The sequence below is a fragment of the Ruegeria sp. HKCCA4633 genome (assembly GCF_013034605.1).
In the GTDB taxonomy this organism is placed as follows: domain Bacteria; phylum Pseudomonadota; class Alphaproteobacteria; order Rhodobacterales; family Rhodobacteraceae; genus Ruegeria.
In genome coordinates this window covers 274,463-287,616 of the sequence record NZ_WQGJ01000006.1, presented here as the reverse complement: position 1 = coordinate 287,616, position 13,154 = coordinate 274,463, and the positions used below count along the sequence as shown (strand labels likewise).

The 13,154-nt window shown below is 57.5% G+C and carries 9 protein-coding genes; 6 read left to right on the top strand and 3 right to left on the bottom strand.

Features of this window, described 5'->3' with window-relative positions; all coding sequences use genetic code 11:
• Nucleotides 1–7: 7 nt before the first annotated feature.
• Entirely contained in the window at nt 8–781 is a 774-nt protein-coding gene (locus tag GOV85_RS16230) for a 3-hydroxybutyrate dehydrogenase (RefSeq protein ID WP_171180010.1), read from the bottom strand.
• Between the two features lie 300 nt (nt 782–1,081).
• On the opposite strand from GOV85_RS16230, the gene GOV85_RS16225 reads away from it, so the two are divergent.
• Both GOV85_RS16225 and GOV85_RS16220 read left to right on the top strand, forming a co-directional pair.
• A complete protein-coding gene (locus GOV85_RS16225) occupies nt 1,082–2,911 on the top strand; it encodes an extracellular solute-binding protein (protein WP_171180007.1) in 1,830 nt (609 codons plus the stop codon).
• Nucleotides 2,912–3,457: 546 nt separating this feature from the next.
• Nucleotides 3,458–3,694, top strand: a complete 237-nt coding sequence (locus GOV85_RS16220) for a hypothetical protein (protein WP_371813612.1) — start codon at nt 3,458–3,460, stop codon at nt 3,692–3,694.
• On the opposite strand, the gene GOV85_RS16215 is transcribed toward GOV85_RS16220, so the two are convergent.
• A complete protein-coding gene (locus GOV85_RS16215) occupies nt 3,683–4,306 on the bottom strand; it encodes a helix-turn-helix domain-containing protein (protein ID WP_171180003.1) in 624 nt (207 codons plus the stop codon). The two genes, GOV85_RS16220 and GOV85_RS16215, sit on opposite strands and share 12 nt — an antisense overlap.
• Nucleotides 4,307–4,371: 65 nt before the next feature.
• On the opposite strand from GOV85_RS16215, the gene GOV85_RS16210 reads away from it, so the two are divergent.
• From GOV85_RS16210 to GOV85_RS16195, 4 genes are all read left to right on the top strand, one after another.
• Complete coding sequence (locus GOV85_RS16210; RefSeq protein ID WP_171180001.1) at nt 4,372–5,889, top strand: class I adenylate-forming enzyme family protein; 1,518 nt, start codon at nt 4,372–4,374, stop codon at nt 5,887–5,889.
• Nucleotides 5,886–6,545 carry a DsbA family oxidoreductase gene (locus tag GOV85_RS16205; RefSeq protein WP_171179999.1) on the top strand — a complete coding sequence of 220 codons (660 nt, stop codon included), beginning with the start codon at nt 5,886–5,888 and terminating at the stop codon, nt 6,543–6,545. Before GOV85_RS16210 ends, GOV85_RS16205 begins: the two co-directional genes overlap by 4 nt.
• 76 nt (nt 6,546–6,621) lie before the next feature.
• Nucleotides 6,622–7,830 carry a multidrug effflux MFS transporter gene (locus GOV85_RS16200; protein ID WP_171179997.1) on the top strand — a complete coding sequence of 403 codons (1,209 nt, stop codon included), beginning with the start codon at nt 6,622–6,624 and terminating at the stop codon, nt 7,828–7,830.
• A gap of 58 nt (nt 7,831–7,888) precedes the next feature.
• Nucleotides 7,889–9,547 carry a tetratricopeptide repeat protein gene (locus GOV85_RS16195; RefSeq protein WP_171179995.1) on the top strand — a complete coding sequence of 553 codons (1,659 nt, stop codon included), beginning with the start codon at nt 7,889–7,891 and terminating at the stop codon, nt 9,545–9,547.
• A 145-nt stretch (nt 9,548–9,692) separates the two neighbouring features.
• Here GOV85_RS16195 and mfd read toward each other — a convergent pair whose 3' ends face one another.
• Nucleotides 9,693–13,151, bottom strand: a complete 3,459-nt coding sequence (mfd, locus tag GOV85_RS16190) for a transcription-repair coupling factor (protein ID WP_171179992.1) — start codon at nt 13,149–13,151, stop codon at nt 9,693–9,695.
• Nucleotides 13,152–13,154: the final 3 nt, after the last annotated feature.

Genomic DNA, 13,154 nt, shown 5'->3' with positions numbered 1-13,154 from the left:
TGGAACCTCAAAGTGCGGTCCAGCCACCATCGACCGAAATCGTTGTCCCGGTAATCTGAGCCGCCGCGTCCGAGCACAGGAACTGCACGGTGCCGCCCAACTGTTCGACAGTGGCGAATTCCTTCGAGGGCTGACGTTCCAGCAGGATGTTCTTCACAACATCTTCACGGCTCATGTTGTATTCCTTCATCGTATCCGGGATCTGCGCCTCGACCAGAGGTGTCAGAACATAGCCCGGACAGATGGCGTTGCAGGTGATCGGCTCTTGCGCGGTCTCAAGCGCGACGGTCTTGGTCATCCCAACCACACCATGCTTTGCAGCAACATAGGCCGCTTTGTAAGGCGAGGCGGTCAGACCATGAGCCGAGGCAATATTGACGATCCGGCCCCAACCCGCCTTACGCATCATCGGCAGTGCAGCAGCTGTGGTGTGGAAAGCCGAGTTCATATTGATCGCAATAATGGCGTCCCATTTTTCGGTCGGGAACTTGTCGATCGGAGAGACATGCTGAATGCCCGCGTTGTTCACCAGAATATCGCAGGCCCCTGCCTGCTCGATCAGTGCACGGCACTCATCGCCTTTGGACATGTCCGCTTTGATGTAGCGCGCGTTGGTTCCGGTCTCTTTCGCTATCTCTGCGGCCAGCGCATGATCTTCATCCCGATCGGTAAAGGAATTCAAAACCACGTTGGCCCCCGCCTTGGCCAACTCGCGCGCGACCCCCAGACCGATGCCTGAATTTGATCCTGTAATGATTGCCGTTTTGCCGGAAAGGCTCATGACCGATCTCCCTTATGCGATGTCCTGGCGCACCATGCCATGCTGCACCTGCAAAGAAAACGGGGAAACTATGGAAACGATACCCAGGTCCTGGACATCCCGATCTGCTCAAAAAAAACGCCCGCACGAAGCGGGCGTTAAGTTATTGAGGCAGGTTTCATACAGGCAAGAAACCTATCGAGCAGTAAGACCTTTATAAGCAATTCTATGCCTTCGTCCAAGCTAAAAGTTTGATAATAAGAAAAATCATCACTACGGTGATCCCCAACAAAATAAGGCCAGAGCAGGATTGTTTCCAAAATGAGCCCGGATTTTCTCCGACCGTTTCGACAATTTGCGGCGGGAATCGCCAGCATTTTTCTCACGTCTGTCGCCCATGCAGAATCGTCTCATGGCATAGCTATGTATGGGGAACCGGCCCTACCACCGGATTTTGTGTCTCTCCCCTACGCCAATCCAGATGCGCCCAAAGGCGGCAAAGCGGTGTTCGGAAACACCGGCGGCTATAACAGCTTGAACCCGTTTTTGCAAAAAGGCACCTCTCCTTGGCAATTGCCGTTTTGGACCCATGAAAGCCTGATGGGGCGGTCTTGGGATGAACCTTTCACGCTTTACGGGCTGTTAGCCGAATCAGTTGAGGCAGCACCAGACCGGTCCTGGGTCGAATTCACCCTGCGCGAAGAGGCGCAGTTTTCCGACGGCAGCCCTGTTACGGTCGAAGATGTGATCTGGTCCTATGAGACCCTAGGGACCGAGGGTCATCTGCGCTATCGCGGGCTGTGGGGCAAGATCGACAGCATTGAACAGACCGGACCGCGCTCGGTTCGGATTTCATTCAACGAACCAGACCGGGAACTGGCCTTGCTGGCTGGGATGCGCCCCATCCTGCAAAAGGCGCAATGGGAGGGAAAGGATTTTGCAAACGCCACGTTGCAGGATATTCCAATCGGCACCGGCCCTTATGTGATCGACGATTACGAAGCAGGCCGCTATGTGAACCTGCGTCGAAACCCGAACTATTGGGGTAATGACATCCCGTTTCGCCGCGGCACCATGAACCTCGACGATCTACGGATCGAGTTCTACGGCGACGGCTCTGTCGCATTTGAGGCGTTCAAAGCCGGAGAGCTTTCGGCTGTACGCGAATTCAACGCCGACAAATGGACCAAGCAATACAACTTCCCGGCCGTTCAGCGCGGAGATGTGATCAAGACCGAAATCCCCCATGGCAAACCGTCCGGGATGACCGGCTTTGTGATGAACACTCGCAAACCACCGCTGGACGATTGGCGGGTGCGCGAGGCGCTGACCCTTGCATTCAATTTCGAATTTATCAACGACACTGTCACAGGTGGCGCGCAGCCGCGTATTTCGTCGTATTTCTCTGGATCTGATCTGGCGATGCAACCCAGACCTGCCCCTGCACCAGTGCAGGCTTTGCTGGCACCTTTCGAAGCAGACCTTACACCCGGCACGCTGGAAGGCTATGAACTGCCGCAAGGTGATGGATCAGAACGGAACAGGCGCAACATTCGCAAGGCCGTCAAGCTTCTGGAAGACGCGGGCTGGACCGTTCAGGATGGTGTGTTGAAAAACGTGGAAGGCCAGCCGTTCAAGATTGAAATGGTGATCAGCCAGGGCAGCCTGAATGTCGTGCAGGACGTCAGCACAATTGCCGAGATTTACGCCCGCGCCTTAGAACGTCTGGGCATCGAGCTGGTGGTCGAAAAAGTCGATGACGCGCAATACACCTCGCGCATGAACGAGCTTGATTTCGACATGACGCCTTTCCGCCGCGCTCTGTCCTTGTCACCAGGAAACGAACAAAGGTTCTATTGGGGCAGTGAATACGTCGACACACCGGGCACGCGCAACCTGATGGGTGTATCCTCGCCTGCCGTTGACGCGATGATCGATGCCATGCTGGCATCTGAAACGCGCGAAGACTTCACAACAGCCACCCGCGCACTGGACCGCGTCTTGACTGCCGGCCGCCTTGTGATCCCGATCTGGAGCTTTGATGTCGGGCGCATCGCGCATGTCCGCGAGCTCAAGTTTCCCGACACGGTGCCGATCTATGGTGACGGTCCGCAGTACATGCCCGACGTTTGGTGGTACGACGCGAATTAAACACTCTTTAACCAACCGGGGTCAGCTGAACCCGGGTTGGTTCGATTTGCCTGGTGAAAATGCACGGGGTTTGGCAAATTTCTGCTGATCACACCTTGCGGCACCCGGCGCCCATTTGCCGATCGCTGCACACCGGAAGATCGTCACAATCACACAAGTCTGCCATTTGACGTTCACAAAGCTCGTTGAGGTCTATCAATACTTGGTGAGTAAATCGAGGCGCCGTTCAAAATCCTTTATTTACTGGGCAAAACGTGTATACACCCTGTACTTACTAGGTCAGGTGCAGAACTGGCTTCACGCATTTCGGCACTGCACCTGAACAATCCGGCAATGCCGGACAAAGCATAACCGGGCCCGCCACCACTCACACCAAATGCAGGCCCGTCCGCCCGTTGCGGATGTTTCGCAGCGGGCAACAAACCTCTGATCAATCGCGAAAGATAGGTGCGACATTTTGTCATGTCTTACCTTGCGGCAGCCTTTCCGTACCCTGATGTCGGGGGAGAGCAGTCCTAATGGCTACAAAAGGAAAGCTCATAGATGATGAACTGGACGGATCTTACACAAGACTGGAGCGCGGCCTACGCACGTGCAAAACGGCGCTTTCCGAACTTGCGGGATCAGGACATGATGCGCGTTTCTAAGGATCGAAAGGGGTTCGAAGCCTATCTGGCCGAGCGCCACCAACTCACAATTAACGAAGCGCATGAAGAGGTCGAAGATTTCCTGTTTACCGAAGGCCTGAACCGCGAATTCGCTCACGCGTCTTCAAGCAAGTGATGTGACCCAAAGGATCGTCGCATCTTCGTCACTGACGGAGATCACATTGTGACCCATGCTGCCATCGTAATATGCGCTGTCACCACGGCGCATTTCGACGGGTTCATAAAACTCGGTAAACAACCGCACGACACCGGTGAGGACATACATGAACTCTTCACCGTCGTGACGTACCCAGCCTTCAAATTCCTCCATTGACCGCGCCCGTACACGCGCACGGTAGGGCAGCATGTGTTTCTTGGTCAGCGTCTCGGCCAGCAACTCATGTTCATAGGTGGCAGTTGCATGGGCTGCCCCATCGCCGGATCGTGTCACGGCCATACGGCCAATCACCTGATCGCGTTGTGGCGGCGTAAACAGTTGCGGCACTGATATTTCCAAGCCAATCGCCAACTTCTTGAGCGCATCATAGGTAGGCGACATCTGCCCATTTTCTATCTTGCTGAGGGTCGAACGTGCCAATCCCGCCTGCGTGGCGGCTTGTTCCAAAGTCCAATTCCGCGCTTTGCGCAGCTCGCGCACCCGTGCGCCAAGGTCCAGTGGTTCGACTTCGGTATGATCACCTGTGTCACGGGCAATTCGGATCAGGGATTTGGGATCTTGAGTGCTCATGCCCCTCTCTATAGGCCCGGTCCGCCGCGCTTGCAACGCGGCAGGCTCCGCGATAGCCAAAGGCCATGTTGTCCATCTTTGATAAAGGGGCGCCTGAGCCCTGCCCCACACCTTTCAATCTGGCGGCGCATGTCCTGGGCCAAGCGGATCGCATCCCCGAAAAGGTTGCCCTATCCGTGCTGCGTGAGACGGGCGCTCAGGATTGGAGCTTTCGCGATCTGAAAGCAGCCGTATTGGGGACTGGCGCAGGGTTGTTGCAAGCAGGCTTGAAGCCCGGCGACATTGCGTTGATGCGGCTGGGCAATACAGTGGATTTGCCGATCGCATATCTTGGCGCAATTGCAGTGGGCATCGTTCCTGTGCCGACATCGTCGCAACTGACCGAGCCTGAAACGGCCAAAATGATCGCGGAACTTTCCCCAGCGGCCGTTCTGCGCGACCCCGACGTTGCCTGCGCCGCGCACCCCAATCAGATTGGGTTGGATGCGTTGAATTCCATGCGAAGCCTGCCTGCAGCCCATTTTGCCATGGGCGACCCCGAGCGAATGGCCTATGTCGTCTACACCTCTGGAACATCAGGCAAGCCACGTGCGGTGGCCCATGCCCACCGGGCAATCTGGGCGCGGCAGATGATGCTCGATGGCTGGTACGGTCTGCGCGACACCGACCGATTGTGCCACGCGGGCGCGTTCAACTGGACTTATACGCTGGGCACCGGGTTAATGGACCCGTGGACCATTGGCGCAACGGCCCTGATCCCGGAACGCGGCACCAGTATTGACGCGCTGCCCACCTTGTTGCGCCAGCACCGTGCGACGATCTTTGCTGCAGCCCCCGGAGTCTTTCGGAAGATGCTGCAAATGTCCGAACACATGGAATTGCCCGACCTGCGCCATGGCTTATGCGCGGGTGAGAAACTCTCGCGCGCTCTGCATGAGAAATGGGTTTCCAGCACCGGCACCGATCTATTCGAAGCCTACGGCATGTCCGAATGCTCGACCTTTATTTCCTCAAGCCCGACCCACCCCGCGCGTAGCGACGCGCTGGGGCAGCCGCAACCGGGGCGTCGCGTGGCGATCCTGGGGACGGATGGCCCAGTACCACAAGGACAGGAAGGCACCATCGCCATACACCGCTCGGACCCCGGTTTGATGCTGACCTATCTTAACGCACCCGACGAAGCTGAGGCGCGGATGCAAGGCGACTGGTTTCTGACCGGAGATCAGGGCGCAATGGCAGTGGACGGCCAGATCAGCTATCTGGGCCGCGATGATGACATGATGAACGCCGGCGGCTATCGCGTGTCGCCAGTCGAGGTTGAAGCCGCCCTGTCCCGCTTTCCCGGCATCACGCAGGTCGGCGCAGCGGCAATTGAGGTCAAACCGGACACATTTGTGATAGCAGCCTTCTATACCGGCCCGGAAAAGCTGGACGATGCGGCCCTGCGCGCCTATGTCGAGGCCAATCTGGCGCGCTACAAGCAACCGCGCGCCTTCATCCACCTGCCTGTCCTGCCAACCGGCGGCAATGGCAAACTTCTGCGCCGGGCGTTGCCGGCCTATTTCGAGGCACCAAGCAAATGACCCAGACCGTCAAACTCGACATCCTGTCCGACCCGATCTGCCCTTGGTGCTATATCGGCAAAACCCATTTGGACAAGGCTTTGGCCAATGTCCCTGATCACCCCTTTGTCATCGAATGGCATCCGTTTCAGCTGAACCCCGAAATGCCGGATGCGGGCATGGACCGGCGTGAGTATCTTGAACGCAAGTTCGGCGGCAAGGACGGTGCGGTACGGGCCTATGCTCCGGTGGTGGAGCATGCAGAGAATGCGGGCCTGAAGATCGACTTCGAAGGCATGAAGCGCACGCCCAACACGTTGGACGCCCATCGCCTGATCCATTGGGCCGGAATCGAAGGCAAACAGAACGCTGTCGTCGATGCCTTGTTCGATGCATATTTCGTGCAAGCCCGTGACATCGGTGACCCCGAAGTGCTGTCTGACATCGCCGACAGCGCCGGTATGGACGCCGCCGTCGTCATGAAATTGCTGAAATCTGACGCCGACCGCGAAGATATTCGCAACCGGGACAGCCATTCGCGTGATATGGGCGTCAGTTCGGTCCCCACCTACATTGTGGCCAATCAACACGCGGTTCCAGGGGCGCAACCCCCTGAGATGTGGGAAAAAGTGATCGCCGAGATCATGTCTCAACTTGAGGCCTCCTCTGCAGAATAGCACAGAGGTCTGTGCGAATTTCCAGTCTGGCTTAACCTGATCCGCCGTGATAGCGCGAACAGGTTAGGAGTTCTTCATGACCAACCGCATGTCGAAGGCGGAATTCATTGCGCTAATCGCAATGATGTTCGCCACTATCGCCTTTTCGATCGATTCAATGCTGCCCGCCCTGCCAGAAATCGGCGCGCAGCTCAGCCCCGATGACATCAATCAGGCACAGTTGATCCTGACGTCCTTTGTGCTGGGCATGGGGATTGGCACATTCTTTACCGGTCCGATCTCGGATGCGTTGGGGCGCAAACCCGTAATTTTCGGCGGCGCAGTTCTTTACATTGCGGCATCTGCGGTTGCGTGGGCCAGTTCCTCGCTCGAGCTGGTTCTGATCGCACGTGTTGTGCAAGGTTTAGGCGCAGCTGGTCCGCGGGTCGTGGCTATGGCTATTATCCGAGACCTTTATTCCGGTCGTGAAATGGCCCGAATCGTATCAATAGCCATGATGATCTTCACGCTAGTTCCAGCCATCGCACCAATGCTGGGTGCGGGTGTGATCGCCCTGTTCGGCTGGCGCGGCATCTTCGTCTCTTTCATCCTGTTTGCACTGATCGTTGTCAGTTGGATGGGTGTTCGCCTGCCCGAATCCCTCGCCGCAGAAAACCGTCGCCCCTTCCGCCTGCCCCTGATGATCGCCGCCGTGCAAGAGATGTTTGCCCACCCCACAGTGCGTCTGTCGATCTTTGTTCAGACACTGTGCATGGGGATGCTGTTTACTATGCTTACCATGGTGCAGCCGGTTTATGATGTGATTTATGATCGGGCCGAAAGCTTTCCCTTCTGGTTCGGCTTCGTCGCCCTGATGTCAGGGTCGGCAAGTTTGCTGAACGCTGCATTGGTCGTGCGTGTCGGAATGCGACGTATGGTGACATTTGCCTTTGGCGCTCAGATCGCCATAACATCGCTGGTCATTCTTCTCAACATGACGAACCTGCCGCCAAACGCCTCATTTGCGCTGTTCGTCTTTTGGCAAACCATGGTTTTCTTCATGGCTGGCATGACAATCGGCAACCTGAACGCCATCGCAATGGAGCCTATGGGCCATATTGCAGGCATGGCAGCTTCGGTGATCGGGGCAATTTCGACTGTGCTGGCAGCCGTCATCGCCGCCCCGATCGGATTGCTGTTCGACGGTTCCATCGCACCTTTGACTTTCGGCATCCTGAGCATGTGCGTTCTTGCCTTCGGCCTCATGCTGCATATGGGCCGCTTGGAAGAGCGCCTGCCCGCCTGACCTGTGCAAGCCGTTGGAAACGCGCTACCCTCCGCTCAAGCTGAGGGGAGGGTTTTCAATGAGCGACTACTACGATCTAGGTACATACACCTGCCCAGTTTCCACTTCGAACCCCGAAGCACAACGGTGGTTCGACCGGGGCCTGAACTGGACCTACGGTTATAATCACGAAGAAGCCGTCGCCTGTTTTCAACGCGCGGTCGAGCATGACCCCCAATGCGCCATGGCTCATTGGGGTGTGGCCTATGCGGCGGGTCCGAATTACAACCTGCCCTGGGACTTACAGGACGACCGAGGACGCAAAAAGGCACTGACGCTGGCCCATGACGCAATGCAGAAGGCTTTGGAAAATGCCGATAACTGCACGCCTGTTGAGCAGGCTCTGATCCACGCTCTGCCCGCACGTTACCCGCAATCCGATCCAATCGAGGACATGCACCAGTGGGATCATGACTTTGCTGACGCAATGCGCGCGGCATTTGCAACGCACCAAGATCACCTCGACCTTCGTACAATCTATGTCGAAGCGTTGCTGAACCTAACACCATGGCAGATGTGGGATCTGAATACCGGCCAACCCGCAGAAGGCGCAGCCACACTTGAAGCACAAGAGGTGCTTGAATGGGCCATAGCCAACGATCCCGACGCAATGTCCCATCCTGGCTTGTTGCATCTTTACGTCCACCTGATGGAGATGTCGCCAACGCCAGAAAAGGCACTGAAAGCCGGGGATGTTTTGCGCACATTGGTACCGGATGCGGGCCATCTCGTGCATATGCCGACGCATATCGATGTGCTGTGCGGCCATTACCAAAATGTGGTGCACTGGAATGAAAAAGCCTCGGAAGCTGACTTGAAGTATTACGAACGTGAAGGCGCGTTCAACATCTACACTGGCTATCGTCAACACAACTATCACTTCGCGATTTACGGTGCCCTGTTTCTGGGACAGATCGAACCCGCCCTGCGCGCCAATCAGGGCCTTTGGGATACAACGCCCGAAGAGATGCTGCGTATCGAAAGCCCGCCCATGGCTGATTTCTTCGAAAGCTACATGTCCATGGGGCCGCACATCCTGATCCGGTTTGGCCGCTGGGAAGAGGCCAAGGCGCTGGACCTTCCCTCCGATCCGGACCTTTACCGCACCCTGACAGCCACGACCCACTACGCCCGCGCCATCGCTCATGCCGCAACCGGCGATGTCGTCCACGCCGAAGCTGAAGAGAACCTGTTTCTCGCAGCCAAGGAATGCGTCCCCGAAACCCGCAGACTGCACAACAATCGTGTGGTCGATCTGCTCGAGATCGCACAGGAAATGCTGCGGGGCGAGATCGAATATCGCAAAGGCAACTTCGAAATCGCCTTTGCTCATCTACGTCGCTCGGTCGAGTTGGACGACACCTTGCCCTATGACGAACCCTGGGGTTGGATGCAGCCCACCCGCCACGCGCTTGGGGCATTGCTGTTTGAACAAGGCCATATGGCCGAAGCCGAAGATGTATATCGCGAAGATCTGGGCTTGGGCGGTGCGCTAAGCCGCGCCTCTATCCACCCCGACAATGTGTGGAGCCTGAAGGGGTTGCACGATTGCCTCATGGCGCGCAACGAACAGGTGGAAATCCGCCAAATCAAACAGCGGCTCGACATGGCATTGGCACGAGCCGACCGGATGGTGGCGGCCTCTTGCTTCTGTGCGCAGGCCGCGATGCGTTATTAGTGGGATAGATCGCGCTGCCGCGCGATGCTTCCGGCGGAGGTATTTTTAGCCAGATGAAGCGGGGATCCGTCTCTTCATCTGGCCGCAAATACCTCGGGGGAGATGCGCGGAACGCGCAGCGGGGGCAGCGCCCCCTGCCCACATCTCAACCGGCTTTGGCCTTTTTCTTTTGCGCGACCACTTTTTCAGCAAGGTCGCGGGCGATCGCAAAGGCACCTTTGATCTTGTCACTGTCTTTCTTCCAATCGCGCCGCACAACGATCTTGTTGTCCTTGACCTTGGCCATACCACGCTGATTCTGGATGAATTCGACCAGCCCCTGAGGCGAAGCAAACTTGTCGTTGTGAAACTGAATGGTTGCGCCCTTTGGGCCGCCATCCAGCTTGGCAATCCCGGCGCGCTTGCACATCGCCTTGATGCGAACGACCAGCATCAGAGTGTTGACCTCTTTTGGCAGTTTTCCGAACCGGTCGATCAGTTCGGCGGCGAACCCTTCTAGCTCCACCTTGGTCGACAGCGAGGACAGGCGGCGATACAAGCCCAAGCGCACATCCAGATCGGGCACGTAATCCTCCGGGATCAGAACCGGCACGCCCAAATTGATCTGCGGGGCCCATTGATCGTCGGCATCCGACAGCCCCTCCATCTCACCTGCCTTGATCTTGGCAATCGCCTCTTCCAGCATGGATTGGTAGAGCTCGTACCCCACGTCGCGCATCTGGCCGGACTGTTCCTCACCCAGAAGGTTACCTGCTCCGCGAATGTCCAGGTCTTGCGACGCTAGTGTGAACCCCGCCCCCAGCGTATCCAACGAGCCCAAAACGCGCAGGCGTTTTTCAGCCGTGGCGGTCAGCTTCTGACGCGGCTTGGTAGTCAGGTAAGCATAGGCACGAGTCTTCGACCGCCCTACCCGCCCCCGTATCTGATAGAGTTGCGCAAGACCGAACATATCCGCGCGGTGAACAACCATTGTGTTTGCGGTCGGAATATCGAGCCCGCTTTCGACAATGGTCGTGGCCAGCAGCACGTCATATTTGCCGTCGTAAAACGCATTCATTCGGTCGTCGAGTTCGCCCGCTGCCATCTGACCATGCGCCACCACATAAGTCAGTTCGGGCAGTTGGTCCTTCAGGAACTCTTCAATCTCCGGCAGGTCCGAAATACGGGGTACCACATAGAAACTCTGACCGCCGCGATAGTGTTCACGCAACAGCGCCTCTCGGATCGTGACGGCATCGAACTCGCTGACATATGTTCGGATGGCTAAGCGGTCGATGGGAGGCGTTCCGATGATCGACAGATCGCGCACGCCGGTCAGCGATAATTGCAGCGTCCGAGGTATCGGAGTCGCGGTTAAGGTCAGCACGTGAATGTCGCTGCGCAGTTGCTTCAGACGTTCTTTGTGACCTACGCCGAAATGCTGTTCCTCATCGATGATCAGCAAGCCCAGATTGTTAAACCGAATGGTCTTGGCCAGCAGAGCATGGGTGCCGATCACAATATCCACCGTTCCGCGTGCCAGCCCATCACGGGTTTGCTGAGCTTCTTTCGCGGACACAAACCGCGACAGCTGCCGCACTTCCAGCGGAAAACCGCGGAACCGTTCCTTGAAACTGGCCGCGTGTTGGCGGGCTAACAGGGTTGTTGGTGCCACGACGGCCACCTGTACGCCGGACATGGCCGCCACAAAGGCGGCCCGCATGGCGACCTCGGTTTTGCCAAAGCCCACGTCGCCACAGATCAGGCGATCCATTGGGGCACCAGAATGCATGTCTTCCATCACATCCGAAATGGCCCGCAGCTGGTCATCGGTCTCCTGATACGGGAAGCGTGCGCTGAACTCCTCCCACGCGTGCGGCGGCGGGTCCATCACCGGAGCCTTGCGCAGGGCACGTTCAGCGGCGATGCGGATCAGTTTGTCCGCCATCTCGCGAATGCGTTCTTTCAGCTTGGCCTTCTTGGCCTGCCAAGCGCCACCACCAAGACGGTCCAGCAAACCTTCGTCATGGCCGTATTTCGACAGAAGTTCGATGTTTTCGACCGGCAGGTACAGCTTGGCTTGCTCGGCGTATTCCAGCAGCAGGCATTCGTGCGCGGCGCCTGCGGCTGTAACGACCTCCATCCCCATATAGCGACCGATCCCGTGGTCCACATGCACCACCAGATCACCGGGGCTAAGAGATTGGGTCTCGGTCAGGAAGTTCTCGGCCTTGCGCCGCTTCTTGGGCTGGCGGATCAGGCGGTCACCCAATACGTCCTGTTCGGCGATGACTGTCAGGCCAGGGGTTTCAAACCCGTGCTCCAGTGCCCAAACAGCAAGATGCAAACCGCGTTTACCGATGCGGGTGCCGTTCGTCACCGGGATGGCCTCGGCCAGACCTTCATCTTCGATCAAACCGGTCAGACGTTCGCGCGCACCTTCTGAATAAGAGGCGATCAACACAGGGCCTTTGTCGAGCTTGGCTGTGATATGGCTGGCCAAAGCGCCAAACAGGCTGATGTTCTCCTGCTGACGTTCCGGGGCAAAGTTGCGCCCAATTCGCCCGCCTGCGTCAATGACACCGGGCCCAGATGCCTGCGGCAAAGGACTGAACTGCATCACCCTGCGATCTGCAACTGCGGCCTCCCACGCGGCATCGTCAAGGTACAGCAGCCCCGGAGGCGTCGGTTTATAAACCGTGTCCATGCGGGACCGGTTTTCCAGCGCCAGACGCCGGGTTTCGTATTGATCGGCAATCGTATCCCACCGCGCCAGACGCGCTGGTGTGACCTGATCATCCAAGGTGATTGTGGCGTTCGGCAGATAGTTAAACAGCGTCTCAAGCTTGTCGTGAAAAAACGGCAGCCAATGCTCGATGCCCTGATGTTTGCGACCGGCACTGACCGCTTCGTAAAGCGGATCATCTGTACCTGCCGCGCCAAATTCGATGCGATAATTCTGACGGAACCGGGTGATAGCGGCCTCGTCCAAAATGACCTCGGATACAGGCGCAAGTTCCACTACATCCAGCTTTTCAGTGGTGCGCTGAGACACCGGATCAAAGCGACGCGCACCGTCCAGAACGTCTCCGAAAAGATCCAGACGGACAGGACCGGATTCGCCCGGCGGGAAGATGTCGATGATGCCGCCGCGAATGGCATAGTCGCCGGGCTCCATCACCGTTGGGCTTTGGGTGAATCCCATACGCACCAGAAAATTCCTGAGCGCGGTCTCGTCGATGCGCTGATCAACACGCGCGGTAAACGCCGCCTCGCGCAGCACCTCGCGCGCGGGTACGCGCTGGGTCGCGGCATTCAGCGTGGTCAGCAGCACGAATTTCTGCGGCATCTGATGGACCAGTGCCGCCAAAGTGGCCACTCGTGCCGCTGAAATATCCGCGTTCGGCGACACACGGTCGTAAGGAAGACAATCCCAGCCGGGAAACACAAAAACCGGAATGTCGGGGGCAAAGAAGGCCAACGCGGCGCGCATCGCCTCCATCCGTTTGTCATCTCGTGCGACATGGGCCACCGGCCCGTTGCTGCGGGCGATTTCGTTCAGTACGAGCTGCGCGTCAAACCCTTCGGGGGCACCGCCAACTGTCACGTGGTTCGGAGCCTTCATCGC

Bases quoted from the DNA above. Each gene is read 5' to 3' on its own strand.
- GOV85_RS16230 (WP_171180010.1), bottom strand. From the start codon at position 781: ATGAGCCTTTCCGGCAAAACGGCAATCATTACAGGATCAAATTCAGGC.
- GOV85_RS16225 (WP_171180007.1), top strand. From the start codon at position 1,082: ATGAGCCCGGATTTTCTCCGACCGTTTCGACAATTTGCGGCGGGAATC.
- GOV85_RS16220 (WP_371813612.1), top strand. From the start codon at position 3,458: ATGAACTGGACGGATCTTACACAAGACTGGAGCGCGGCCTACGCACGT.
- GOV85_RS16215 (WP_171180003.1), bottom strand. From the start codon at position 4,306: ATGAGCACTCAAGATCCCAAATCCCTGATCCGAATTGCCCGTGACACA.
- GOV85_RS16210 (WP_171180001.1), top strand. From the start codon at position 4,372: ATGTTGTCCATCTTTGATAAAGGGGCGCCTGAGCCCTGCCCCACACCT.
- GOV85_RS16205 (WP_171179999.1), top strand. From the start codon at position 5,886: ATGACCCAGACCGTCAAACTCGACATCCTGTCCGACCCGATCTGCCCT.
- GOV85_RS16200 (WP_171179997.1), top strand. From the start codon at position 6,622: ATGACCAACCGCATGTCGAAGGCGGAATTCATTGCGCTAATCGCAATG.
- GOV85_RS16195 (WP_171179995.1), top strand. From the start codon at position 7,889: ATGAGCGACTACTACGATCTAGGTACATACACCTGCCCAGTTTCCACT.
- mfd (WP_171179992.1), bottom strand. From the start codon at position 13,151: ATGAAGGCTCCGAACCACGTGACAGTTGGCGGTGCCCCCGAAGGGTTT.